The following is a 25,267-nucleotide window of genomic DNA, read 5'->3' on the forward strand; positions in this document are numbered from 1 at the left end:
CAAATGCACTAGAGAGCGTCAGCCAGCTAAATCTCTCCCCAAGAACTCGACACTTACGAAAGAGAAGTAACTCTATGAATCGAAAAATTGGACTAATTCTGGCCACTGCGGCACTGCCGTTCGGATTGGCCTCCTGCTTTGCGCAGGGGAGCGGTGATGCGGATGCGCTGCGGGTAGCCCTGCAATTCGAACCGGTCGCAGAGTTCTCGCCATACTCCGATGACGCAGTACTGTCGACCCGCGCAGGTGCCACGGAAATGCTTGTGGCGATTGATGACGAGGGCACCGTTAAGCCCGAACTGGCAGAAAAGTGGGAAGTGAAGGATGCCCGCACCGTCGTATTTACTCTGCCGGATGGACTGACTTTCCACGATGGAACGCCAGTCGATGCACAGGCTGTTGCCAACTCACTCACGCATGCTATTGATGCGCCGACGAGGCCAAAGGGACTCGGCAAGAACCAACTTCAGGCTACGGCCACAGGAGACCGAGAGGTTACTGTCACTTCGGATAAAGATGCTCCAATTTTGGTGAAGCGCTTTGCCGATCCGGGAACTATGATTCTCTCACCCGCAGCATTTGAAGGGGACGCACCTGACCCCTTTGGGCATGGTACAGGTCCGTTTGAACTCGAGACGAAGAACCCAGACGGTACCGTATCCGCACGTGCATTCGCCGACTACCGAAACGGTAAGCCGGAAACTGAGACTCTGACATTGTCTTTCATTGGGGATTCCACAGCTCGTACGAATGCACTGCGCGCAGATGAGCAAGACCTGGTCAAGGGGTTGCCAATCTCATCGCTGGGAGGCCTCGATGACGTGGACGTGTCTAAGGTGGATTTACCTCGTGTCAATCTCCTGCATTTTAATACCGCAAAAGGCGTGTTTGCCGATGCCGAACTGCGTAAGGAAGTAGCCGCTGCAATCGATCCTGAACCGGTGGTTAGGGACATTTTTGAAGCTCAAGCGGTGAATCCGAAGGGGGCGATTTTTAATCGTTCATCCGCGTGGGCGGCAGCAACTCCTGAGACCACTGTGAAGCCGGGGCCGAATGGCAAGGGGAAGGAAATCCGCTTGGCTACGTGGGATTCCCGTGCGGAGCTGCCCGAAGTTGCCAATCTTGTTGCGGATCAGCTGCGCAAGATGGGATTCACAGTCGACATCACGGTAGCCGACTACAACTCCTTGGAAGCAGACATGCTCGAGGGGAACTTTGATGTCATCGTCGGTTCCCGCAATTACATGCTCGGTGCGGCTGACCCGATCAGCTTCCTACAATCCGACTTCACCTGTGAGAGCTCTTATAACCTCTCGCAGCTGTGTAACCACACCATAGATGTCGATATTGAGAAGGCCGCTGAGCTTGGCGACGATGAGGAGCGCCTGTCGGCAGCAGCTCGAATCGGCGCGGAAATTGTTGCAGATGGTGCAGTAGTTCCGCTGTCTCATGAAAAATCGCTAATCGGTGCGAAGAATGTTCGTGGTATCGCACTCGATCCGATGGAGCGCCACCTGATTACAGAGAAGACGGCTAAGTGATTCGGAAAGCTTTCGCGGTAGTTGCCTCAGTTGTGGGACTTCTCGTCCTCACGGCCCTGTTGCCGTGGTTGACAGGACGGGAACCCGCATACGCCGTTCTGCGTGCCCGTGAGCGGGAACGGGAGATAACACCGGAGCTTATTGAAGCTGTTCGCAGAGAATATGGCCTGCCGACAACGCCGTGGGAGTCGCTCCAGCAGTGGACGACAAATATTCTTCACGGTGACTTTGGCACCTCGTGGGTAACCGGACAAGATGCTTTCGCTCAGGCCGTGAACGGCTTCGGTATTACGTTCGCATTGACTGCGGCTTCCATGGCGTTGTGTGTCGTCGTTGCGCTGGCGCTCGTACTTCCACGGATTGCAGGATTGCGAGCCGGAAAATGGACACCGAGCGTGCTAGCGGTTCTCGCCGCACTGCCAAACTTTGTGGTGGCGGTTTTACTGCTGTGGTGGTTGGCTGTTGAACAGCGCATGTTTCCGGTAGGCGGTTGGGCATCACCTGCGCATATGGTGCTGCCAGTGCTGGCAATTGGCCTGCCCGCCGCGGGGCTCTATGGGCGTGTGTTGCTGATTTCAGCTGATACTGCGTTGTCAGAACCCTGGGTAGAGTCATGGCGCACCAATGGCGTTCCAAAATCAACAATTATTCGATTTGTCACTTGGCGTAGCCTGCTGCCGACACTGTCACAGTTGACGCTGTTCTTTGCGGGCACGTTATCGGCCACCGCAGCAATTGAGGTCACCTTTCATTTACCGGGCTTTGGGCGGAACGTGGTTGCGGCTGCTACTGCGGGCGATATTCCCGTTCTGCAAGCTGCGGTGACTGTGGTGTTGGGGATCGGCATAATTTGTGGACTCGTGGCTCAGGCAATACGGGGGCAGTATACGCGGAAGCTGCGAGGAAGCATCGCCACTGTTGGCCGGCCTACAGGGGGTGGACGTTTCTGGAATCTCATCCTGTCGATTGTTCCTATCGTGCTAATTGCGCTGGGAATTCCCCGCAGCGCAGACATCGACTCTGCGAAACGCTTCATTTCACCGTCCTGGCAACACCCACTGGGTACCGATCAGCTTGGTCGTGACATTTGGGCGCGGCTTGCCGACGGTATCGGTGCCACTATCGGAACTGCAATCCTGGTGACCGTAGTGTGCGCACTCATCGCCCTTGTGATTGGGCATCTAGGGGCATCAGTGCAGTTCTTCGGAGATGCCATGAATGCGGTACCCGCAATATTGCTGGGACTTATTCTGGCTGGAGTCTTGGGCCGCTCGATGCTGACAGCTGCGATAGCGGTGTTTTTGGTCGGGTGGATTCCACTGGCTGCACATTGCGTCGAAGTCGCTAACGAAGCCGCTGCATCCGGGCACTACCGATTTGCGCAAACCATGGGGGCCAGCCGTTGGCACCTTTTGAAGCTGCATGTTCTTCCCATGACCATTCCAGCAGTAGCCCGCCATGCCGTGACCAGGATTGCCCATAATGCTATCGCCCTTGCAGCTCTCGGCTTCCTCGGCGTAGGCGCAGGTGTTGGCAGTCCAGATTGGGGCGTAATCCTCAACGAATCCACGCAATAGCTCGAGCGGGCGCCGTGGTTAGCGTGGGGGCCGATGATTGGACTAGCCAGCCTCGGTGTTGCCGCAACCATTGCTACCGACCGATTCGTCGGCAAGCGGCAGGCTGATTAGCCCAGCTCTACCCGCCCGTGGCGGTTCTGGTCTTCTCGTGGCGCAATACCCAGCGCGGTGGCGGGGAACAGAGCCGTGACGGCAAACAGTGCGGGGAAACCCGCAGCGGCCACAATCGCACCCGAAACCGGAGGCGTTGCAGCGTAGATAATGTTCTGGAACGTGTTCTGCGTACCCATAGCGCGTCCGGACCAGAAGGGGCCTGCGTATTCAGCAACTGCGGTGAAGGCAAGACCATTCGGGCTGACCACGGCAACGGCCAGTGCGCAGACCAGCACAGTGCCAAGTGTGCGCCAATCAGCCCAGCTGGCAATCATCATTGCGACAGCCAGGATAAAAGTCGCACCCGAGACCCAGCGGTAGGGGCGGATGCGGGACCGAACGCGGTCGGAGACCACACCCATCAGTGCTCGCGATCCGGCACCGAGCAGCTGTGAGACCATCACAACCGTGCCCGCCGTGCTATCGGCATAACCCACGGACAACAGCCACACCAGAATGTAGGCGCCCATCATCGACTGCGGCCAAGACAGCAGCGCCGAGGCGATATGGATGCGCACAAGGTATTTGCCGTCGCGGTAAGGGCTGGCCGTGACGGTGGGGTTCGAGGCATCAGGGCGCGGGGGATTCTTTACTCCAACCAGCACAAGCAACGCCAGCACAGCGCACAGAATTGCGGGCATCGCGAGTGCGACACCGATGCTGTAGTTCTGCGCGAGAGGGTGCAGGGTTACCGCTGATAGTGCAGCGCCAAGGGGCTGAGCCATTTGGCGAATGCCCATCGCAGTACCGCGTTGATGCGGCGGATACCAGCCCGACACCACGCGGCCGGATGCAGAATTCACGCTCGCCGCCGCACATCCAGCGAGGAAGAGCGCAGCCCCGAGCAGGGCCGGGCTTGACGACGAAGCCAGCGCCGCAAGCCCCGTCGTCAAGGCGGTAGAAGTCAAGCCTGCGAACAGAGCTGCGCGTTCGCCGTAGCGGTCGACAAACCAGCCCCAGGCGATGAGTGTGAAAACAATACCGGCCGCCGGCATTGCTGCGACGAGACCGGCGGCGGAGAGGCTTAAACCGTTTTCCTGCAGGGATGGGATGAGAAAAGGCACACCCATGTGAACGACGGACGAACCGACCGCCGCGAACATGGACAGAAGTAGGACAAGGTGACGGTAAGCGGGCATTACAGTCGGGAGCTCATCTCCTCAGCGGCGGCGAGAACCTTTGCGCCCCAGCATTCATAGGGCGACGGAGTCATGCGCTCCACGGGGCCGGAGACGGACAGGACTGCAATCATGCGGTGGTTGCCGTCGAAAACCGGGGCGGAGACAGAAGCGAGTGCGGGGTCGCGCTCGCCCATGGATTCGGACCAGCCGAGACGTCGGCAGTCATCGAGATCCTGTTCGTTGAAGTCGGCGTCGGGCAGCATGCGCTCAGCGAGATTGGCCGGGCCGAAGGCCAGGAGAACGCGTGCAGCGGAACCGGCGGTTAGTGGCATGCGAGAGCCAACTGGCACCGTGTTACGCAACCCGGTGGCGGGCTCCATGGAGGCAATGCAGGTGCGGGTGTCGCCGGTGAGACGGTAGAGCTGCACGGACTCTCCGGTGACCTCTACCAGCTTCGGCAGGATGTGCGCTGCGGCGTCGGCAAGCAGGTCAGTTGTGACGGGCGTGATCTCGGTGAGGCCGGGGCCCGTCGTCCAGCGGCCGTCCGGAGTGCGGGTGACAAGGCGGTGTACTTCCAACGCCGTGGCCAGCCGATGGGCGGTGGCGCGGGGCAGGCCGGTGTCGTCACAGAGCTCGGCGAGGGTGCGTGGAGTTTCTGCAACAGACTTGAGAATGAGTACCGAACGGTCGAGAACCTTAATGCCACTTAGAGCTGGCGTCTCGGATGTGCTAATCTGTCCCATGCCATGATATTAACATCTCATTCCTTGAGATAAAAGAGATATATCCGGAAGGCGGCTCACCCACTATGCGCACCACGGACACCAGCCCGAAGACTCTGGCCGAGAAAGTCTGGCGTGACCACGTAGTCAAGCAAGGCGACAACGGCGAACCAGATCTGATTTATATCGATCTGCACCTCGTCCACGAGGTTACCTCGCCGCAGGCTTTTGATGGCCTCCGTCTGGCAGGGCGCAAGGTGCGCCGCCCGGATCTGACCATCGCAACTGAGGATCACAACGTTCCGACCACTGTCGCCGGCGGCAAAATCAATCTGATTGAGGAGCCGACCTCTCGTACCCAGATTGCCACACTGCGCAAGAACGCCGAGGAGTTCGGTATCCGCCTGCATCCGATGGGCGACCGCGAGCAGGGTATCGTGCACGTCGTCGGCCCACAGCTGGGCCTGACTCAGCCGGGCACTACCGTTGTCTGTGGTGACTCGCATACCGCAACTCACGGTGCTTTCGGCGCCATGGCCTTCGGTATCGGTACCTCTGAGGTTGAGCACGTTCTGGCTACCCAGACCCTGCCGCTGAAGCCTTTCAAGACCATGGCGGTCAATGTCACCGGCGAACTGCAGGATGGTGTTACCGCCAAGGACCTGATTCTGGCGATTATCGCCAAGATTGGCACCGGCGGCGGTCAGGGCCACGTTATTGAGTACCGTGGCGAGGCCATCGAGAAGCTGTCGATGGAAGCTCGCATGACCATCTGCAACATGTCCATCGAAGCCGGTGCCCGCGCTGGCATGATTGCTCCCGACGAGACCACTTTCGAACACCTGAAGGGGCGCCCGCACGCGCCGCAGGGCGAGCAGTGGGACGAGGCTGTCGCATACTGGAAGTCCCTGGTTACTGACGAGGACGCGAAGTTCGACAAGGTCGTCGAAATCGACGGTTCCGCGCTGACCCCATTCGTTACCTGGGGTACCAACCCGGGCCAGGGCGTGCCGCTGGGTGAGACCGTGCCGGACCCGGAGTTCATCGCAGAGGACTCCGACCGCATCGCCGCCGAACGTGCACTGGAGTACATGGATCTGAAGCCGGGCACCCCGATGCGCGACGTTAAGGTCGACGTTGTTTTCGTCGGTTCCTGCACCAACGGCCGCATCGAGGACATGCGCGCCGTCGCCGACGTGCTGAAGGACCGCAAGGTTGCCGACGGCGTCCAGATGCTCATCGTGCCGGGCTCCGCAAAGGTTCGTGCGCAGGCTGAAGAAGAGGGACTGGGCAAGATCTTTGAAGAGGCAGGCGCCGAATGGCGTATGCCGGGCTGCTCCATGTGCCTGGGCATGAACCCGGATCAGCTGACCCCGGGCCAGCGTTGCGCTTCGACCTCCAACCGCAACTTCGAAGGCCGCCAGGGCAAGGGTGGTCGTACCCACCTGGTCAGCCCGGCTGTCGCCGCAGCCACTGCCGTCGCCGGTCACTTCGCAGCACCGGCTGATCTCTAACTGACTCTCACTGCCGATCTTTGTACAACAGACCCAAGCAGAACTTCTAAGGACCTTTCACTATGGAAAAGTTTGATACTCACACCGGCGTCGGCGTTCCCCTGCAGCGATCCAACGTCGACACTGACCAGATCATCCCGGCTGTCTACCTAAAGCGCGTCACCCGCACCGGATTCGAGGATGGCCTGTTCAGCAACTGGCGCAACAACGAGTCCGACTTCGTGCTCAACCGTCCGGAATACGCAAAGGGCTCCGTCCTCGTAGCAGGGCCGGACTTCGGTACCGGTTCTTCCCGCGAGCACGCCGTGTGGGCCCTGATGGACTACGGTTTCCGCGTCGTCATCTCCTCCCGCTTCGCCGATATCTTCCGTGGCAATGCCGGCAAGGCGGGGCTGCTCGCCGCACAGATGCAGCAGTCCGATGTCGAGCTGCTGTGGAAGCTGCTGGAGGCTAACCCTGGCATGGAGCTCACCGTCAACCTGGAGACCCGCACCGTCGAGGCCGGCGAGCAGGTCTTCCCGTTCGAGGTCGACGACTACACCCGCTGGCGTCTGATGGAAGGGCTTGACGACGTCTCCCTGACCCTGCGCAACGAAGCGGACATTGTGGCCTACGAGACCAGTCGTCCGGCCCACAAGCCGAAGACGCTGTAGGTCAAAAATGCTCTAGTCCAATCCGCGGTAGGCGTTAGACTTGCCGTATGTATCTGGCAATCACCAAACACACACGGCCCGGTCAGCCTCCACGAGCTGAATCAGCACGCGATTTGGGATTTATACTGCGAAAGCATCCCGATCGCGTGCATGAGGCCGAGTTAAAGTTCGGTGTTGCCCGAGTCTTTTTCCCCACGGCTACCGATGCCGAATGCACAGCAGTTCTCTGGGTTGATATTGACCGTGATGAGCTGCTGAAGCTCAAGCAGTACCGCGCCGATACGTTCAATCTGAGCGGCTACATCAATGACCGGCAATGGGTCGCGTCATCGCTTATGGCAGTGGCGCTGAAGTCCGTCTTCTCGACGGCGATGGTCATGGAAAAGCCCTCGCCTTACGACGAAGTTCCAAGCGACCTCACCGCGACAGTCGCCGCGGTTCCCGGCACCGAGGAAGAAATTCGCGCTCTGTTCGAGCCGCTGGGGTGGAACGTTGCTTGCGATTTTTCGAACAACACTGCCGGGCAGAGGTTCTCACCGGCGGTAACGCTTTCAGGTAGAGCAACCGTCCGCGATTTGCTCAATCACCTGTATATTCTGCTGCCCGTCCTCGACGGTGGGAAACACTATTGGGTCGATGACCGGGAAATCGACAAGCTCGCCGCCCGTGCGCAGGACTGGCTACCGGAGCACCCGGAGCGGGAGAAAATCCTGGGGCGCTACCTTGCGGATCAAAAAGGCCTGGTCAACGAAGCCGTCGTGAAGCTTGCTGGGGAAGCCGCTGCAATCGAACTGCCCCGCGGTGACCAGCCAGCCAAGCCACTTAATCGACAGCGCCAAGAGCGAGTACTGCGTGAAGTACTTAGCCTGCGCCCGCGCAGTGTAGTCGACATCGGCTGCGGTTCCGGCGTGCTACTGGGGCCGATGCTGGAGAATCCGCGAATCGCGCAGATCGTTGGTACCGATGTTTCTGTGGGGGAGCTTCGTAAGGCGCACAAGGCGCTGAACCTAGATCGCATGCCGGAGCGCCAAGCCGCGCGGGTTGAGCTTTTCCAATCCTCGGTCACCTATGCCGATGAGCGCATTGCGAACATGGACGTGGCAATCCTGATGGAGGTCATCGAGCACATTGATGCCGACCGGCTGCCCGCGTTGGAGAACAACGTCTTTGGGCTCGCACGCCCGCAGTATGTCATCGTCACCACCCCAAATAGTGACTACAACGCTTGCTACCCAAACCTAGAGCCTGGACAGTTCCGGCACCTCGATCACCGTTTCGAGTTCAGCCGCGCGGAATTTCGTCAGTGGGCCAGGGGCGTGGCCGAGAAGTTCGGTTATCTGGTGGACTTCGACGGTATTGGGGACGTGCACGAAAATTACGGCCAACCGACACAAATGGCGGTCTTTTCCTACGACTTCACCGCAGCAGAGGAGAGCTAACTATGAGTACCATCTCACTTCCTAACCTCAGCTTGGTCATGCTGGTCGGTGTCTCCGGTGCTGGAAAGTCGACCTTTGCGGCACGACACTTCGGCCCGTTTGAAGTCGTATCCTCGGATACTTGTCGCGGCATTGTTTCCAACGATCCGAATAACCAGGCGGCGACGGCGCCTGCTTTTGAGCTGCTGGAGACGATCGTCGGCAAGCGGCTGGAAGCAGGCTTACTCACCGTGGTCGATGCGACGAATGTGAAACCGCAGGACCGCGCCCGGCTCGTGAAGCTGGCGCGCAGACACCATGCGCTCAGTGCTGCTATCGTTTTGAATCTTCCGTTGGCGGAGGTGAAGGAGCGGCACAGGCAGCGCACTGACCGCAACTTCAGAGTAGAGGTGTTGGAGCGCCAGCACCGTGACCTGCGCCGAGGGCTCAAGCACCTGAAGCGCGAGAAGATTCACAACGTTTTCATCTTGAATTCCGCGGAGGAAATCGACAACGTCACCATTGAACGTGTGCCGCTGAAGGTCGATCGCAGCGATCTCCACGGCCCTTTCGACATCATCGGCGATGTCCACGGTTGCTTCGACGAGCTGACCGCACTGCTGGAGAAGCTCGGCTACGAGCTCTCGGCGGATGGCAGCAATGCTCATCACCCAGATGGCCGCAAGACCATTTTCGTTGGTGACCTCGTTGACCGCGGCCCCAATAGCCCAGCCGTCTTGAAGCTGGTCATGGGGATGGTCTCGGACGGCAATGCTCTCTGCGTGCCCGGAAACCACGACTCTAAGTTGGTGCGCGCCCTCGACGGCCACAACGTCACCACGGGCCACGGGCTGGCCGAAACGCTCACTCAGCTCGCAGGCGAAAGTGAGGAGTTCCGGAAAGACGTCCGCGACTTCATCGACCACCTGCCTGTGCACTACGTGCTTGATGACGGAGCCCTGGTCGTAGCCCACGCGGGACTGCCTGAGCACCTCCATGGCAGGGCCTCTGGAAAAGTCCGCGAGTTCGCGCTCTACGGTGCGACTACTGGCAAGCTCGATGAAAATGGCCTGCCAGAACGTCTGGATTGGGCAGCGGACTACCGCGGTGCCGCCCGTGTTGTCTATGGCCACATGGAAGCGGACCGTTTGCGCTGGGTCAATAACACCATGTGCATCGACACCGGTTGCGTATTCGGCGGTAAGCTCTCTGCACTGCGCTATCCCGAACTAGAGAACGTGCAGGTCGATGCAAAGCAGACGTGGTGGGAGGCTCCATCCCGCAAGACCACCAACCGCCGGGAGTCCGAGCTGCGCATCACTGACGTGTTAGACGTCGATGGTATCCAGACTGGCCGGCATGGCCGCATCCGCATTGATAGTGACCGCGCAGCTGCAGCGCTGGAAACCATCAGCCGTTTCACGCTCGCGCCGGAGAAAATTCCGTACCTGCCACCGACCATGTCACCTGCGCCGACCTCGCAGCGAGAGGGATTCCTGGAACACCCGGAGGAGGCATTCCGCTACTACACAGCGCACACTGACCAGGTCATGTGCCAGGAAAAGCACATGGGTTCCCGAGCTGTGCTGTGCTTGATCCGGCCAGGTTCGACGACCCGTTTCGGTACTAGTTCGTACGCCTACACCCGGACGGGACGCGCCTTCTTCGACAGTAAGAATCCGTCTCTCGCAAAAATGACTGAGGCCGCAGCGCGCGCCGGGCTTTTCGACCAATTCGGGGACTGGGTCCTGCTCGACGGCGAAATGTTGCCTTGGAATCTCAAGGCACAAGGGCTTATCGACGACATCTATGCACCCACCGCTGCCGCCGGTATCGGTGCTGCCAGGCAGCTCGCGGCCGCTCTGCAGGCGGCCACCGACAGGGGAGTAGAGGTCGGCGGTCCCGCTCCAGAACAGACTCTGGACGAGCTCGAGAAGTTCCGTGCTGCTTACAACCGTTATGTCGACAGTGACAAAAAGATTCAGTTCGCACCTTTCCAAGTGCTGGCAAGTGAAGATGCTACCTGGCACCACAAGCCCCACTCATGGCACCTGGATATTGCGAATCGGCTGGTAGCAGCAGACAGTGAGATCTACCGGAAGACGCGCTGCTTCGTCCTCGACCCCAGTGACCCGGAACAGGTGGAGGCCGCATCGCGGTGGTGGTTGCAGCTGACAGAGTCGGGCGGGGAGGGGGCCGTCGTCAAGCCAATGGAAAACGCAGAGACGTCGCGTCAGGTGCAGCCCGGCATGAAGGTGCGCGGGCGGGAGTATCTGCGCATGATTTATGGGCACGACTACCTGCACCCGCAGCGTCAAGAGCGACTGAAGCGGCGAAATCTGCAGCACAAGCAGTCATCGGCGCTGCGCGAATATGCCCTGGGCATTGAGTCGCTGGAGCGACTAGCGGCTGGCGAGCCTCTGCATCGGATCCATGTCCCCGTCTTCGGCGTGTTGGCGCTGGAGTCAGAGCCGATGGATCCGAGGTTGTAGGGTTTACTTCACCGGCAGCGCCGAGGCGTAGTAATCAGCGGTGGTCATCACACCGTCGTTGAATCCCAGCACCCAAGCGGAGCCCTTCTTGCACAGGATTTCCTCGTCGAAGGGCAGGGTGCCCTCCGCGGACCAAGCGGCCAACAGGTCCGGGATGGTGATGCCCTGAGAGCAAATCACGCTGACTCCGCCGAGCGCGACAATGTCCTCGAAGGCCTTCTTTGACTCAACCTGGTTGGCAATCCAGTGCTCGTCGCCAAGCCGTTCGTCGACTGTGACCTGCATGCCCAGCTCTGCGGCGAGCGGTGCGACGGTGTCCTGGCAGCGCACGGGCTCGGCGGAGTAGACGCGCTCGGGGCGGAAGCCCTCCAGGGCAGAGACGAGCAGTTCCGCTTGACGACGTCCCTTCTTATCCAGTGGCCTCAGTGCATCATTGCCGTTCCAGTTGGCGCGACGGTGTGCGCGCCCGTGGCGAACCAAAATGAGACGAGTGTCCGGCTCATTGTTCATACGCTTGCGAGCCTTGACCAGCACGTCGCGGTCAAGGTCGTAGGACAGAAGTTTTTCAGCCTCGTCCCAGGAGACCCAGCGGAGCTCGTTGACCTCGGAGTTCTGCTCGAATTCGCCGTCTAGAACCTCGGCGGTCCAGTACCAGACCAGTTTGGTGCGGCCAGTGACGGGGTAAGAAACGTTTCCGACGAGCTTACCCAGGCGGACGCGGTAGCCGGTCTCTTCCCAGATTTCGCGGACGGCGGTGGCAATGAGGTTCTCACCGGCGTCGAGCTTGCCTTTCGGCAGTGACCAGTCGTCGTAGGAAGGACGGTGAATCACGCAGATTTCAGGGTTATGGACATCGCCCCGCCATAGAACCGCGCCGGCCGCGAAGGTCGGCTTGGTGACATCCTGGCCTGGCTTCGTCGGAATCTGGCGCAGGCGACCGGTCACGGAGGTATCGCCCTTGAGGTCCTTGTCCTCTTCGTGCATCATCGTGAATTCCCTTTCAATCCTTTGTCGCCGACCTAGTTTAGTATCGCAGTGTGAGAACGTCTCGCTAGACTTGTTGGAGATTAGAGGCTAACGGAGGAAGGTCGCGGCGATGGTGCAGGTTTCAGTGATGGGCGCGGGCTCGTGGGGCACGACGCTCGCCAAGGTTTTTGCTGATGCGGGCAATCCTGTACGGCTGTGGTCGCGACGTGCGGAGCAGGCACAGCGTATTCAGATAAGCCGCGAAAACCACGACTACCTGCCCGGTTTAGGGCTGCCGCGCAACATCGAAGCAACCTCGGATGCAGAGGCCGCGCTTAAGGGTGCCGATGTCGTGGTGCTGGGCGTGCCCTCGCAGACATTGCGTGACAATTTGAAGGTCTGGAAGGACTTCATCGGGCCGGAGACGATTCTGCTCAGCCTTGCTAAGGGTGTGGAGCGCGAGACACATCTGCGCATGAGTGAGGTCATTGCTGAAGTCACAGACCTGCCAGCAGAGCGCATTGCGGTGCTATCCGGCCCGAACCTCGCCCGTGAAGTTGCGATGGAGCAGCCAGCGGCAACGGTCATTGCTTGCGCCGATGAGAACAACGCCAAGATGATTCAGGCGGCAGTTGCCACTAATTACTTCCGCCCGTACACCAACACCGATGTGATCGGCTGCGAAATCGGCGGTGCCTGCAAGAACGTCATTGCGTTGGCCTGCGGTATGGCCGCTGGTCAAGGATTGGGTGAGAACACGCTGGCAACCATTATCACCCGTGGCTTGGCGGAAATCACGCGTCTGGGCGACGCGGTTGGTGCAGAAGATAAGACTTTCGCGGGATTGGCGGGCCTCGGTGACTTGGTGGCCACTTGTTCCTCGCCCCTGTCGCGTAACCGCACCTTCGGTGACCGTCTCGGTCGCGGTGACACGATGGAGCAGGCGCAGCACGCTACGCGCGGTCAGGTGGCTGAGGGTGTGATTTCTTCAATCTCGGTCCGTGACCTCGCTCGTCGCAATGGCGTGGAAATGCCAATTACTGAGGCCGTTTACGCCGTCTGCCACGAAGGCGCGAAGGTCGATGAGACAATTCGCAAGCTGATGGGGCGAAGCCGCAAGTCGGAGTAACCACTTCAACGAGGTCGGGGCTAAACTAAGTCACCATGACTTCGTCGAATAGCTCGTCTGCAGATCGCATTTCCGTCGCCGTCATCTACGGTGGCGCAAGCCCTGAGCACAGCGTCTCCTGTGTCTCGGCCGGCGCAATTATGGATCACCTGGATGAGGACCGCTTCCGAGTGGTTCCCATTGGTATTACCAAGGATGGTGTCTGGACCGTCGGGACGCGTGAGACGGATACGCTGCGCACGCAGGGGCGTACGATGCCGGAGGTCATCCCGGGCGAGGAAGTTGCGCTGAGCACCTCGCCGTCACGCCGCGGTGAATTCCGCTTCGTCACCGGTGATCGCGCCGGCGAGGTTTTCGACACCGTCGACGTTATCTTCCCGGTACTCCACGGTCCGCACGGCGAGGACGGCACGATTCAGGGGCTCTTTGAGCTTTCCGGGATTGCTTATGTTGGCCCGGGCGTGCTCGCTTCCGCGGCGGGTATGGATAAGGAACGCACGAAGAATCTCTTGCAGGCAGCGGGGCTTCCTATCGGCAAGCAGGTTGTTTTGCATATCGGCGAGTCGCTTTCCGACGAGGACAAGGAGACCCTTGGCCTGCCGGTGTTCGTTAAACCTGCCCGTGGTGGATCGTCGATTGGCATTTCCCGCGTGGATGATTGGGCGAATCTGGATGCGGCGGTAGAGCTGGCCCGAGAGCACGACTGGAAGGTCATTGTAGAGGCCGGTGTAGACGGCGCCGAAGTGGAGATTGGTGTGCTGCAGCGCGCTGACGGCAGCCTGCAGGTATCAGTTCCGTCGTTGCTGCGTGGCACGGAGGACTCTGACGAGGGCTTCTACGGTTTTGAGACCAAGTACTTGGATGATGTCGTCTCGGCGCAGATCCCGGCTGAGCTGCCGGAGGATGTTTTGAAGGCACTGGACACGGATGCTCGTCGGGCGTTCAGGGCACTGGGCTCTGATGGGCTGACTCGCGTGGACTTCTTTGTCACGGATAATGGCCCGATTATCAATGAGGTCAACACCATGCCGGGCTTTACCCCGATTTCGATGTACCCGCAGATGTTTGCGGCTTCCGGTGTTGCCTACGAGGAGCTGCTCAGCGCCCTGATTGAGCGGGCGCTGGTAGCTCGTCGATAGAAGTTGGTTCTTACTTTTCTTCGCTCGGCGAGATGTTCTCCAGGTTGTCCGCGATGACCGAGGAGAGCACCGGCATCAGTGAGCTGGCCTCCGACATCGGCATTTCAACGGCGACGAAGCGCTCCCGGCCCATGGCGTACCAGGTGGCGGAGGTACCGGAGGAAAGCGTTGGTTCGTTGAACCAGACAATGTCGCCAACCTGCGTCAGCTGCTGCGTGGTGGTGCTATAGCCAGCCGGCTCGTCGACACCACAGCGCAGCACCACCGGATCGGCTGGGGTGCCGCCCCAAATGACCATGTCCTTCGGCATGTCAGCCGGCATTTCCTCTGCGTTCAGACGGTGACGGTTGCCAAGCTCGCGGGGGAGGGCAGCCTCCAAGCCGCTGCAGCGCTTATCAGCTTCCGGAGCTGCCAGTTCTACCAGTGGGACGCCGCCGCGCTCCGGCTTGTTCTTGTACTCGGAGTCCGGGCGCAGCGCCTCGGCGAGGTCACTCAGGGCATCCTCCGCCTCTGCATTACCTTCGGCGGTAATTGCAACAACCGGTTCGCGCCCGACGGTGAACCAAGTCGCCAAAGACTCGTCGGTACTGTCGACAACACGCAGCCACGAAATGCCCTTGACCTCTTCGGTCTTAGCCAGTTCGTTGTACTGGCTAGGTACGTTCGCGCCACAGCGCAGCGTGATGCGGTCTTGTTCCAAGTTTCGGTACACAGCGGCACCTTCTGGAGCTGGCTCTGCAATGTCGGCGCGAACCAGACCTGCGGCGCGATCTGGCAGTCGGTCGAGCAGTTCCGCACATTCAGGCGAGTCATTGGCGGGAAGCTCCGGGTTGGAAATCGCGACTGGCTTCGCCGCCTGATTATCCTGGTAAATCTTTGCGGCAAAAATGATGCCGAGGATAGAGATAATGGCGATAACGAGTGCGATGCCCGCGCGTGTCCGGCTACCCTTGGACTGAACTGTTTCTCCCGATGGGGGTGCGTCTACCATGGGCCTGATTCTACGTTGTCCGGTACCAACTCCAATTGGTTGGGGGCAATACCGAGACGGGTTCCGCTATTAACGGTCAACCATCGACTATTAGGAATGTGACACGACACTGTGACTGAATTGACCATTGGCGATATTGGCGAGTTTGGGGTCATTGAGGCCATCCGGGCTATCGCCCCGTCGGCACGCAATGGCGACGATGCCGCCGTCTTGACGCAGACAACTCCCAACGCCCGCTTTGTCACCTCCACCGACATGCTGGTGGAGGGGCGCCACTTCCGTCTGGACTGGTCGACACCCCAGCAAGTTGGAGCTAAGGCCGCAGTACAGAATTTCGCCGACATCGAATCGATGGGTGCGCGTCCAACGGCCATGCTTTTCGCCATTTCAGCACCGTTGCATACTCCGGTGAGTGTTGTCACCGGGATCGCCGAGGGATTGTGGCAGGAAGGCAAGCAATGTCCGGCGGAACTCGTCGGCGGTGACATGGTCAGCGGAGATTCTCTGGTGATTTCCATCAGCGCGATGGGCGAACTCGGTGGGCTGGGACGGCCGCTGCTGCGCTCAGCGGCACGCGCGGGGGATACGGTGATTGCGTCGGGACGCATTGGCTACTCCGCGGCGGGCCTTGCGCTGCTGCAGCACTGCGGAAGCCCGGCGAAGGTTCCACGTGAGTTTGCACAGTTGGTGGCAGCACACTGTACGCCCGAATTTGAATACCGCAGGGGTGCCACGGCGCGGGCCACAGGTGTGCGTTCACTGACGGACAATTCCGATGGACTGGTGGTGGATCTCCGCGCTATTGCGCAGGCCTCCAGGGTTACTTTGGAAGTTGACAGCAATGCCATTGCGCCCGATGAGTTGCAGATTGCCGCTGGCGAATACCTGGGCATCGACCCGTGGGAGTGGGTGCTCACCGGCGGGGAGGACCACACACTGATCGGTTCGACGCCGGGGGAGCCTCCGACGGGGTTCCGCGCTATCGGCACGGTGTCGAAGGAAAAGTTCGATTCGGTGCTTATCGACGGCAAGCCTCCTGCCCGCGATGCCGGTTGGGTTTCCTTTTAAGAGTTTGAATTAAGAGTTTGAAGAAGTCTTGAGAAGAAAGGCTGCATGACATGGATCCGTTGCCGGTCGAAGAAGGGTGGCAGAAGGCGCTGGAGCCAGTGGCCGATGACATCCACCGGATGGGGCAGTTCCTGCGCGAGGAAAACGCGGCCGGCTACGGCTACCTGCCCGCGGGCACCGATGTGCTGCGCGCCTTTACTTACCCATTCGATGAGGTCAAGGTGCTCATTATCGGCCAGGACCCGTACCCGACCCCGGGGCATGCGATGGGGCTTAGCTTCTCAGTCCAGCCGGATGTGAGGCCGGTACCGCGGTCGTTGGCGAACATTTTTAAGGAGTACTCCTCCGACCTGGGGCTCCCGACTCCTTCCAACGGTGACCTCACTCCGTGGAGTAGGCAGGGCGTGGCCCTGTTCAACCGTGTGCTGACCGTACGCCCGGGTGCTGCTGCCTCGCACCGCGGTAAGGGCTGGGAGGCAATCACGGAGCATGCCATTAAAGCACTGGTCGCCCGTGATCAGCCTCTCGTGGCAATTCTGTGGGGACGCGACGCGCAGAGCTTGCAGCGTTGGCTCCCGGGCGTGGACTGCATCTGTTCGCCGCACCCGTCACCGCTGTCGGCATCCCGTGGGTTCTTCGGGTCGCGCCCGTTCAGCCGGGCCAACGAGTCGCTGATTCGTCAGGGAGCTACCCCTATCGACTGGACGCTAGAATAGGAATTCATGTCTTTGCAGATTGGTTCTGCCGCCATTGTCGGCTGGGTTGCTCGGGGTATTGATGCGCTTCAATCCCGCCGCGATGAGATCAACAGTCTCAATGTCTTCCCAGTACCGGATTCCGATACCGGGTCGAATATGCTCGCGACGTTGAGTTCGGCCTATGAGGAAGCGCAAAAGGCTGACGCTTCCGATGTTCGCGTAGTCACCGCGGCCCTGGCTGCCGGTGCGGTGCGTGGTGCCCGCGGTAATTCGGGCACTGTGCTCTCGCAGGTTTTTCGCGCGGTGGCTGAGGCTGCCTCCGGCAGTGGCATTGGCGTTGAGTCGGTGCAGCACTCGCTAAAGCTAGCTGTGCAACATGTCTCCCAGGCGATTGCCAATCCGGTGGAGGGCACGATCCTGACAGTCCTGCGGCACGCCGCGATAGCCGCGGAGGAATTCGAGGGCGACTCGATTGAGGAGCTCGCCGACACAATCGCGGATGCCGCTCGCGATGCGCTGGCGAAAACCCCCAACCAGCTCCCGGCACTGCAGCAGGCGGGCGTGGTCGACGCCGGCGGCGCGGGGTTGGTCATTCTGCTCGACGCGCTTGCCGACGAAGTCAGCGGCCGCGCAGCCGCACCGGTCGATTTGCATGTCGACGCGCCACAGGTAGCCACCGTTGAGATGGAGGTCATGTACCTGATTTCCTTGGCGGATACCCAGGCGGTGGAAGCGCTGCGAGAGCGGTTAAACCCGTTGGGAAATTCGCTCATCATCGCAGGTGATACTGGTAATGCGGAGGCCGCGCAGTACATGGTGCATATCCACACAGCGGAGCCGGGCGCGGTTATTGAGGCGGCACTTGATTTCGGTCGTCCGGTGGGCATCCGCATCGAGGTACTCGATGAGCCGGCGCCAACACCTGAGTCCACTCGCATCCTCATTGCGGTAGTGCCAGACGGTCCGCTGAAAGACCTCATCACCTCCTCGGGAGCAATTGCTATCAGCCCGACCCCCGCTCCGACTCCCACATCCACTCCCACAGATCGCGCAGCCATCGCCGACCAGGAGTTCGCTGACAATGTGGTCACCAAGGCACTGACTGCCATGAGGGGCGCGGACGAGGTTATCCTGCTGCCAAATGGTCTAGTAAGCGACCAGGAATTGGCGGATATCGAATTCGCTGCTGCCGCGGCTAATCCGACACTCGCGGTAGTGTCCACAGACTCCATTCCGGCTGGCCTTGCTGCCTTGGCCGTGCATTCGGCTGAGCTGCCGCTGGCGGTCGCCGCGTATGCGATGGGCGAGGCTGCCAATGGCACGCGAACGGCTGTAGTCGCTGCGGACGTCGATAAGCCCTTGACTGACGCGCTCACAGAGACCATCTCAGACCTGTTGGCTGGCGGCGGGGAACTAGTGACTCTGCTGCTCGGGCGCGGAGCTGAAGGCGTGGACATAGCGGAAGTGCGGGCGCGGCTGGACAAGCCTGTGGAGGTCGTAGCCTATGATGCAACCGGCATCGAGGAGCCGGTGCAGATAGGAATCGAGTAGCACGATGCTCGGATGGCTCGGCTCGGATTATGCGCGCACGCCCCTGAACATCGTGGTGGGGCCAAAGATTGCGAAGAAGCTTCACGCAGCTTTTGGTATGGAGACCGTCTCGGATGCGCTGACGAGTTTCCCAAAGCGGTATGTGGCGCAGGGTAAGAGCTTAGATGTGTCATTTTCCGACATTGGCGACACCATCACCACCGTCGTGGAGGTGCACAGCATTGCGCCAGCGCCCGCCTTCGCCGACCGACGCAAGCCACTGAAAATCTATGTCAGCGACGGCGTGCGCATTCTTCCTGCCGCGATTTTCGGTGCCGAGTGGCTGCGAAATATGTTGCACCCGGGTGTGCGTCTGCTCATTGTTGGTACGCTCAGCGAGTTCCGCAATGAGCTGCAGCTGAAAAATGTTGACTGCATGGTGCTCAAAGCCGATGGTTCGGTAGGCGCAGCCACTGGAAAGCTGGCCACACTGACGAAGACAGCCAAGGGGATTGCGGAGATGCAGCGGCTGCTCACGCGCCCCTATCTGCCCATTTACCGTGGCCGCAAAGGAGTAGCGGGTATTCACCTGGCTCTGTACATGCAGCGCATCCTCGAATGGTTACCGCTGCAGCCAGACCCATTGCCCGCCACGCCGGAGGGACTTACCGATTTCGACTCCGCACTGCGTGGCGCACACTTTCCCTCCATCGCGGGCCCCGACATCGCGCTTGCCCGACTGAAGTACGACGAAGCGCTTGAGCTCCAGCTCGCCGTTGGTGCACGCAAGCGTACTCAAGCGAGCCTCACCGCTCCGGCCTGCATGGAAGTCGCCGGGGGGCTACGCGACGAGCTGCGCCGGGGGTTGCCGTTTTCGCTTACCGACGGTCAGGTCGCGGTCGCAGCCGATATTGCGGACGATATGGCGAGGCCTAACCCAATGAACCGCCTGCTAGCAGGTGAAGTCGGCTCGGGTAAGACCGTGGTGGCCCTATTGGGAATGCTGCAAGCAGTCGATGCCAGCCGACAGTGCGCGATGCTGGCGCCTACGGAAGTCCTGGCCCAACAGCACTACCGCTCACTGACAGCGATGCTGGAGCAAGCTGGAGTAGCCGTGACTGTGCGACTGCTGACGGGATCGATGTCGACGAAGGAGCGCCGGGCAACCCTGTTGGAGGCAGTCAACGGGGAGGCTGACATTGTCGTCGGCACGCATGCCCTGCTCAGTGAGGGCGTGGAGTTCTTCGATCTCGGGTTGGTGGTCGTCGATGAGCAGCACCGCTTTGGTGTGCGCCAGCGCGATCAGTTGCGCAGCAGGGGACGGGGTGGAATGACACCGCATCTGTTGGTGATGTCGGCAACCCCGATTCCGCGCACGGTAGCGATGACCATTTTTGGCGACCTCGCAGTTTCGCAGTTGACGGAATTGCCACGGGGACGTCAGGAGATCCAATCCTTTGTCGTACCGACGCTGGAGAAACCCCGCTGGGAGGCACGAACCTGGGAGCGCATTGCGGAAGAAGTGGCCAAGGGCAACCGCGCCTTCATTGTCTGTCCCCGCATTACCCGCGATGAGGAACAGTTCCTCGACGAGTCCGTGGAAGCGGTATTCGACCGAGCGAGGAAGAAACTGCCCGGTGTACGTATCAGTCAGTTGCACGGCAACATGGCACCGGAGGACAAAGACCGCGTGATGCAGGCCTTTGCCACAGGACAGCTGGATGTGCTGGTGTCCACCACAGTTATCGAAGTCGGCGTGGATGTGCCAGAGGCCACGATTATGATGATTCGCCGTGCCGAGAGCTACGGCATCTCGCAGATTCACCAGCTGCGCGGTCGAGTCGGCCGTGGTGACCGGGGTGGACTGTGCTTCCTGTGTACACACACGCATTCGCAGACACCGGAGCGCACCCGGCTGGAACGCATTGCCGCCACCACCGACGGCATTCAGCTGGCGGAGTTGGACCTGGCCACGCGTAGTTTCGGCGATCTGCTCGGCGATGACCAATCGGGACTGGCCACAGGCCTCGGCCTGGTGGACCTCACCACCGACGGCGAAATCATCGAGCGCACCCGTCACGATGCCACAGCTCTCCTCGACGTTGACGAGAGGCTTGTGGGGGAGCTCATCTCCGATATCGATGAAGAGCAGTCGAACTACTTGGACCGCTCCTAGTAAGACCTAAGTAGACTGTTGGGCATGGTAAATGTCTGTGCACCTTTTGCAGGAGTAGTCCGCTGGGAGGTCGCCGAGAAAGACTCGGTGACGACCGGTCAGGTAATTGCGGTCGTGGAGGCCGTCAAGCTAGAAGCGCCGGTTGTAGCGCCCTGCCCGGGTACGGTCGCGGAGGTGGCGGCAGATCAATTTGTGGATGTCGAAGGTGGTCAGTTGCTGGCACGAATCACGCCAGCAACTCACAGCGCCACGGCACCAAACAACGGCAACGAGAACACATCGCACGAAGGGAAGTAGATGACCCGCATTATTGCAGGTGAGGCGCGCGGTCGTAGGCTAGTCGCGCCCAAGGGAGAGACCACTCGGCCAACCAGTGACCGCGCGAAGGAAGCCATCTTTTCTTCCTGGTCCACACGCTTTGGGCTAGAGGGAACTCGCGTTCTCGACCTGTTCGCTGGCTCGGGTGCGCTCGGTTTGGAAGCGGCTTCGCGCGGCGCGCGTTCCGTCGTGTTGGTGGAAAACGATTCGAACGCCATTGCCGCTATTGAAAAGAACATTCGCACCGTGGGGCATCCCGATGTTTCCGTGTCACCGATGAAAGTGTCGTCGTACCTTGCCGGCGCGCCGGGCGAGCCTTTTGACCGCGTCATCGCGGATCCGCCCTATGAGCTGGCGGGGGAGGCCGTTACAGAGATGCTCGAGGCGCTGCGCAGCTTCCTCGCGCCGGGCGCGGTCGTGACTGTGGAGCGTCACCGCGATGACGAGGAGACGCAGTGGCCCCAGGGCTACGAGCAGCTCCAGCAGAAGCTGAAGCGTCGTATTCACGGTTTGGCGCGCTTCGACACCGCTATCTACAGCGCTTGACGTTCTTCTTTACGCTTTACGACGGCCAAAGGTGGTTTGACCTCTATGACTCATGCATGTTGCCCCGGTTCCTACGATCCCATGACCTCTGGTCACCTCGATGTGATTGAGCGTGCCGCGCGCCAATTCGATCAGGTGACCGTGCTGGTTACCCACAACCCGAATAAGCAGGGCATGTTCAACGTCGAAGAGCGCATGGACCTCATTCGGCAGTGCACGCAGCACTTGGACAATGTGCAGGTGGACTCCTGGTCGAAGCTGTTGGTTGACTACACCTCCGCGCAGGGCATCACCTGTCTGGTCAAGGGGCTGCGCTCGGCAGCGGACTACGAGTACGAGGCTCCCATGGCGCAGATGAATCGGCGCATGACTGGCATTGAGACTCTCTTTGTGGAGGCTGATCCGAAGTACGGTCATGTGTCGTCGACACTGATGAAGGAAGTTGTTCGCTACGGCGGTTCGGTGGAAGGGCTAGTTCCTGAGCCTGTCTTGCACGCCCTGCAGCGCCGACTGAAGTAGCATGTAAGTCATGTTTCGCGTCTTCGAATCTCTTGATGAACTGGTCCAGATCCTAGAAGAGGCACACGGCGTGCCACTGTCGGCCAATTGTATGGTTCCGCGTCAGCGTGTTCTCGAGTTGCTCGATGAGCTGAGGGATGCTTTCCCGGCTGAGCTCGATGACGCGCAGGACGTCTTGGACCAGCGGGATGAGATTATCAACGATGCTGAAGCCCGGGCGAACAACACCATTTCGACTGCGGATGAAGAAGCCCATCGCATTGTCGACGAGGCCGAGGCCCGCGCTAACCACACCGTCGAGGATGCCAATGCCCACGCGGCTGGCACCGTCGCGGCCGCTGAGGACGACGCCCGTCGTCTCCGCGAGGATGCTCAGCACGAGTACGACAGCATTGTGGATCGTGCTTCTGCCGAGTCCGATCGCCTGATTCACGCTGGTAACGAATCCTACGAGCGTTCCGTTGCGGAAGGCCGTGAGGAGCAGGCTCGCCTGGTCGCTGAGTCGACGGTCGTCCGCGAAGCCAACGACGAGGCGAATCGTCTGCTCTCCGACGCGCACGCGGATTCCTCTCGCCTCCGCGAAGAGTGTGACCGCTACGTTGACTCTAAGCTCGCCGAGTTTGAACAGACTCTCCAGGAGACCCTGCGCAATGTCGGTCGTAATCGCTCTGTATTGCGTTCGGGGGCCGGTGCCGTCGGCGGTGGTGCAGGGGCACAGAACGCGCCGTCTTCCTTCTCCGAGGGCCAGGAACGCCGCCGGTACGAGCGTTAGCGCATCTTCGGGGTAGACTGAGGCCTATCATGACTGACTCATCCCCATTTGTTCTGGACGTTTCGACATGTCTGCAGGGTGGCATGCCCGAGCAGTTCCGCAAGGTAGGCGATAGCCCTGTCCGCGTTGGTGTCGAGATGATTGGCATCGCCGCTGGCGAGGAGGTTGTCGTTGACGGCATTGTCACGAACCTCGGCAGTGGTGTCATGGTTGACGCGACTGTGACTGCCAAGGCCACCGGCGAGTGCGTGCGCTGCCTAGCCCCGCTGAATCCGGACCTCAGCTTCCACATTTCGGCTGTGTTTTCCAACAACGAGGACTTCATCACAGGCGACGATGCCGAGGAAGAAGACCTCGAGGACGAGGTTGGCCAGATCGTCGACAATACGGTGGATATCACTCAAGCCGTCATCGATGAGGCGGGCTTGAACCTGCCCTTCAATCCGACCTGTCTGGATTTCGATTCCAGCTGTGCTGAGTCGGACTCGGAAGTGCCCGAACCAGACGGCATCTCGGGTGAAGAGGAACGTATTGATCCGCGTTGGGCTGGCCTGGCGGAAAAGTTTGGCTCGCTCGGCGACGATAAGTAATCGACGACGACTTAGACGAAGAATTTAAAGGAGATATAACGGATGAGCCGCAAGCGTCGGCTAACCGGTGAGGCGGCTAGGAAGGCGGCCTTCGAGGCCGTCGATCACGCCCCGCTGCTGGATAAACTCGGTGTTGAGCTACCAGAGGAGTCCCTGAAGCTCGCTCTGACCCACCGCAGTTTCGCAAATGAAAATGGCATGCTGACCAATAACGAGCGTCTAGAGTTCCTGGGCGACGCCGTGCTGGGCGTGTGCGTTGCTGAAGAACTCTACCGTCGCTTCCCGGACCGCGCTGAGCAGGATATTTCCAAGATGCGCGCAGGTGTCGTGAACATGTACGCGCTGGCTGACCTGGCCCGCAGCATCGGATTGGGGGAGCACATTCTCCTCGGCCGCGGTGAGAAGGCCACCGGTGGCGCGGACAAGCACTCGATTCTCGCTGACACCACCGAGGCGCTGCTGGGTGCCATTTACTTGCAACATGGCTTCGAGGTTGCCCGCGAGACTGTGCTTCGCCTGTTCAACCAGATGATTGACGATGCCCCGACGGAGTCCCGCGGCCGTGACTGGAAGACGCTGCTGCAGGAGCGCCTGGCGGCCAAGCAATTACCGGCTGCCGAGTACACCGTGCGCACCACCGGCCCCGACCATGACCTAACCTTCTACGTCGACGTGCTGGTTGACGGCGTGGTCAAGGGCAGCGGTACCGGTGCCACGAAGAAGGAAGCCGAGATGCACGCCGCGCATCAGGCGCATACTGCACTGGCCTAATGCCCGAGCTTCCTGAAGTCGAGTCCGTACGCCGCGGTCTCGACACTTACGTCGTCGGTGGCCGCATCGACGATTCCTTCGTCTACAACGCTCGTGCCGTGCGGCGCCAACCCGGTGGCGCCGCAGAATTTATCGGTCGTACGCGCGGGCGCACGGTTGTCGCTTCGGATCGCCGCGGCAAGTTCATGTGGCTCACGCTTGACGACGACTCCGCAATCGCCATCCACCTGGGCATGAGCGGCCAATTGCGTGTGGAAGCCCCGTATACTCCTAATACGCTATCTGGCCGTCACACCCGAGCCGCTTTCGACATCGCCCTGCCGGACGGCGCTCGGCACCTAATCAACTTCAACGATCAGCGCACCTTTGGTTGGGTTTGGGCTTGTGAACTGGTCGAATCTCACGGTCGCTTTGTTCCGGAACCCGCAGCCAAGATCGCGCCCGATTTGTTGGAGCCCACCGTCGATGTGGTTGCACTTGCACACCGCATGATGAAGTCGCGATCGCCGATTAAGGCAGTATTGCTCAACCAGAACATTGTGTCGGGCATCGGCAACATCTATGCCGACGAAATGCTTTGGGCGGCGAAGGTCGATGGTCGCGTGCCGGCGTGTGACCTTTCGGTCCGTCGTTTAGCGAAACTTTTGCGCGAGGGACAATCGGTACTCGAGCGGGCGCTGGCGGCGGGTGGCACGAGCTTCGATGCGTTATATGTGCATGTCAACGGCGAAAGTGGCTATTTTGAGCGGAGCTTGAACGCCTATGGACAGGAGGGGGAGCCGTGCCCGAGGTGTGGGCGCGACATTGTCCGTCTGCCATTTGGGAATAGATCGAGTTATCTGTGTCCCACCTGTCAACGCTAG

General features: G+C 60.2%; 22 protein-coding genes and 1 pseudogene. 19 read left to right on the forward strand and 4 right to left on the reverse strand.

What is annotated here, in order from left to right; all coding sequences use genetic code 11:
* The first annotated feature begins 74 nt into the window (after nt 1–74).
* On the forward strand, nt 75–1,541 hold the full coding sequence (locus HMPREF1206_RS06380; protein ID WP_016422523.1) for an ABC transporter substrate-binding protein: 1,467 nt from the start codon (nt 75–77) through the stop codon (nt 1,539–1,541).
* Nucleotides 1,538–3,229: pseudogene (locus HMPREF1206_RS06385) on the forward strand (ABC transporter permease subunit). The gene HMPREF1206_RS06380 and the pseudogene HMPREF1206_RS06385 overlap by 4 nt, the downstream one beginning before the upstream one ends.
* Here HMPREF1206_RS06385 and HMPREF1206_RS06390 read toward each other — a convergent pair.
* On the reverse strand, nt 3,226–4,410 hold the full coding sequence (locus HMPREF1206_RS06390; protein WP_016422525.1) for an MFS transporter: 1,185 nt from the start codon (nt 4,408–4,410) through the stop codon (nt 3,226–3,228). The pseudogene HMPREF1206_RS06385 and the gene HMPREF1206_RS06390 overlap by 4 nt on opposite strands.
* Nucleotides 4,410–5,135 (reverse strand): IclR family transcriptional regulator, encoded by a 726-nt coding sequence (locus tag HMPREF1206_RS06395; protein WP_016422526.1) that lies wholly within the window; start codon nt 5,133–5,135, stop codon nt 4,410–4,412. Before HMPREF1206_RS06395 ends, HMPREF1206_RS06390 begins: the two co-directional genes overlap by 1 nt.
* A 65-nt stretch (nt 5,136–5,200) precedes the next feature.
* Between HMPREF1206_RS06395 and leuC the strand changes: the two genes are divergently transcribed.
* From leuC to HMPREF1206_RS06415, 4 genes are all read left to right on the forward strand, one after another.
* On the forward strand, nt 5,201–6,628 hold the full coding sequence (gene leuC, locus HMPREF1206_RS06400) for a 3-isopropylmalate dehydratase large subunit (protein WP_016422527.1): 1,428 nt from the start codon (nt 5,201–5,203) through the stop codon (nt 6,626–6,628).
* Between the two features lie 62 nt (nt 6,629–6,690).
* Nucleotides 6,691–7,281 carry a 3-isopropylmalate dehydratase small subunit gene (leuD, locus tag HMPREF1206_RS06405; protein ID WP_016422528.1) on the forward strand — a complete coding sequence of 197 codons (591 nt, stop codon included), beginning with the start codon at nt 6,691–6,693 and terminating at the stop codon, nt 7,279–7,281.
* Nucleotides 7,282–7,328: 47 nt separating this feature from the next.
* On the forward strand, nt 7,329–8,720 hold the full coding sequence (locus HMPREF1206_RS06410) for a 3' terminal RNA ribose 2'-O-methyltransferase Hen1 (protein ID WP_016422529.1): 1,392 nt from the start codon (nt 7,329–7,331) through the stop codon (nt 8,718–8,720).
* A gap of 2 nt (nt 8,721–8,722) precedes the next feature.
* Entirely contained in the window at nt 8,723–11,191 is a 2,469-nt protein-coding gene (locus tag HMPREF1206_RS06415) for a polynucleotide kinase-phosphatase (RefSeq protein WP_016422530.1), read from the forward strand.
* Nucleotides 11,192–11,194: 3 nt separating this feature from the next.
* Here the strand turns inward: HMPREF1206_RS06415 and HMPREF1206_RS06420 are convergent, their stop codons facing one another.
* Nucleotides 11,195–12,175, reverse strand: a complete 981-nt coding sequence (locus HMPREF1206_RS06420) for an NUDIX hydrolase (RefSeq protein WP_147580965.1) — start codon at nt 12,173–12,175, stop codon at nt 11,195–11,197.
* A 112-nt stretch (nt 12,176–12,287) separates the two neighbouring features.
* Between HMPREF1206_RS06420 and HMPREF1206_RS06425 the strand changes: the two genes are divergently transcribed.
* Both HMPREF1206_RS06425 and HMPREF1206_RS06430 read left to right on the forward strand, forming a co-directional pair.
* Nucleotides 12,288–13,286, forward strand: a complete 999-nt coding sequence (locus HMPREF1206_RS06425) for an NAD(P)H-dependent glycerol-3-phosphate dehydrogenase (RefSeq protein ID WP_016422532.1) — start codon at nt 12,288–12,290, stop codon at nt 13,284–13,286.
* Between the two features lie 35 nt (nt 13,287–13,321).
* Nucleotides 13,322–14,425: a D-alanine--D-alanine ligase family protein gene (locus tag HMPREF1206_RS06430; RefSeq protein ID WP_016422533.1), complete on the forward strand. Its 1,104-nt coding sequence runs from the start codon at nt 13,322–13,324 to the stop codon at nt 14,423–14,425.
* Nucleotides 14,426–14,435: 10 nt separating this feature from the next.
* Here the strand turns inward: HMPREF1206_RS06430 and HMPREF1206_RS06435 are convergent, their stop codons facing one another.
* Nucleotides 14,436–15,416 carry a DUF3515 domain-containing protein gene (locus tag HMPREF1206_RS06435; protein ID WP_016422534.1) on the reverse strand — a complete coding sequence of 327 codons (981 nt, stop codon included), beginning with the start codon at nt 15,414–15,416 and terminating at the stop codon, nt 14,436–14,438.
* A 111-nt stretch (nt 15,417–15,527) separates the two neighbouring features.
* Here HMPREF1206_RS06435 and HMPREF1206_RS06440 point away from each other — a divergent pair, with 111 nt between their 5' ends.
* The 11 genes from HMPREF1206_RS06440 to mutM are packed head-to-tail and all read left to right on the forward strand — an operon-like array spanning nt 15,528 to nt 25,267.
* Nucleotides 15,528–16,484, forward strand: coding sequence for a thiamine-phosphate kinase (locus tag HMPREF1206_RS06440; RefSeq protein ID WP_005509401.1), 957 nt, complete (start codon nt 15,528–15,530; stop codon nt 16,482–16,484).
* A gap of 50 nt (nt 16,485–16,534) precedes the next feature.
* A complete protein-coding gene (locus tag HMPREF1206_RS06445; RefSeq protein WP_016422535.1) occupies nt 16,535–17,200 on the forward strand; it encodes a uracil-DNA glycosylase in 666 nt (221 codons plus the stop codon).
* 6 nt (nt 17,201–17,206) lie between these two features.
* Nucleotides 17,207–18,733, forward strand: coding sequence for a DAK2 domain-containing protein (locus tag HMPREF1206_RS06450; RefSeq protein ID WP_016422536.1), 1,527 nt, complete (start codon nt 17,207–17,209; stop codon nt 18,731–18,733).
* A 4-nt stretch (nt 18,734–18,737) separates the two neighbouring features.
* Nucleotides 18,738–20,888 (forward strand): ATP-dependent DNA helicase RecG, encoded by a 2,151-nt coding sequence (locus tag HMPREF1206_RS06455; protein ID WP_016422537.1) that lies wholly within the window; start codon nt 18,738–18,740, stop codon nt 20,886–20,888.
* Between the two features lie 24 nt (nt 20,889–20,912).
* Nucleotides 20,913–21,185: an acetyl-CoA carboxylase biotin carboxyl carrier protein subunit gene (locus HMPREF1206_RS06460; protein ID WP_016422538.1), complete on the forward strand. Its 273-nt coding sequence runs from the start codon at nt 20,913–20,915 to the stop codon at nt 21,183–21,185.
* Nucleotides 21,186–21,752, forward strand: coding sequence for a 16S rRNA (guanine(966)-N(2))-methyltransferase RsmD (gene rsmD, locus HMPREF1206_RS06465; RefSeq protein WP_016422539.1), 567 nt, complete (start codon nt 21,186–21,188; stop codon nt 21,750–21,752).
* A gap of 45 nt (nt 21,753–21,797) precedes the next feature.
* Nucleotides 21,798–22,271 (forward strand): pantetheine-phosphate adenylyltransferase, encoded by a 474-nt coding sequence (gene coaD / locus HMPREF1206_RS06470; RefSeq protein ID WP_016422540.1) that lies wholly within the window; start codon nt 21,798–21,800, stop codon nt 22,269–22,271.
* A 10-nt stretch (nt 22,272–22,281) separates the two neighbouring features.
* Entirely contained in the window at nt 22,282–23,043 is a 762-nt protein-coding gene (locus HMPREF1206_RS06475) for a DivIVA domain-containing protein (protein ID WP_016422541.1), read from the forward strand.
* A 29-nt stretch (nt 23,044–23,072) separates the two neighbouring features.
* Nucleotides 23,073–23,633, forward strand: coding sequence for a DUF177 domain-containing protein (locus HMPREF1206_RS06480; RefSeq protein ID WP_016422542.1), 561 nt, complete (start codon nt 23,073–23,075; stop codon nt 23,631–23,633).
* 42 nt (nt 23,634–23,675) lie between these two features.
* Complete coding sequence (gene rnc / locus HMPREF1206_RS06485) at nt 23,676–24,404, forward strand: ribonuclease III (RefSeq protein WP_005509488.1); 729 nt, start codon at nt 23,676–23,678, stop codon at nt 24,402–24,404.
* Nucleotides 24,404–25,267 carry a bifunctional DNA-formamidopyrimidine glycosylase/DNA-(apurinic or apyrimidinic site) lyase gene (mutM, locus tag HMPREF1206_RS06490; protein ID WP_016422543.1) on the forward strand — a complete coding sequence of 288 codons (864 nt, stop codon included), beginning with the start codon at nt 24,404–24,406 and terminating at the stop codon, nt 25,265–25,267. The genes rnc and mutM overlap by 1 nt, the downstream gene beginning before the upstream one ends.

The organism is Corynebacterium sp. HFH0082 (assembly GCF_000411235.1).
GTDB classification, from domain to species: Bacteria; Actinomycetota; Actinomycetes; order Mycobacteriales; family Mycobacteriaceae; genus Corynebacterium; species Corynebacterium jeikeium_D.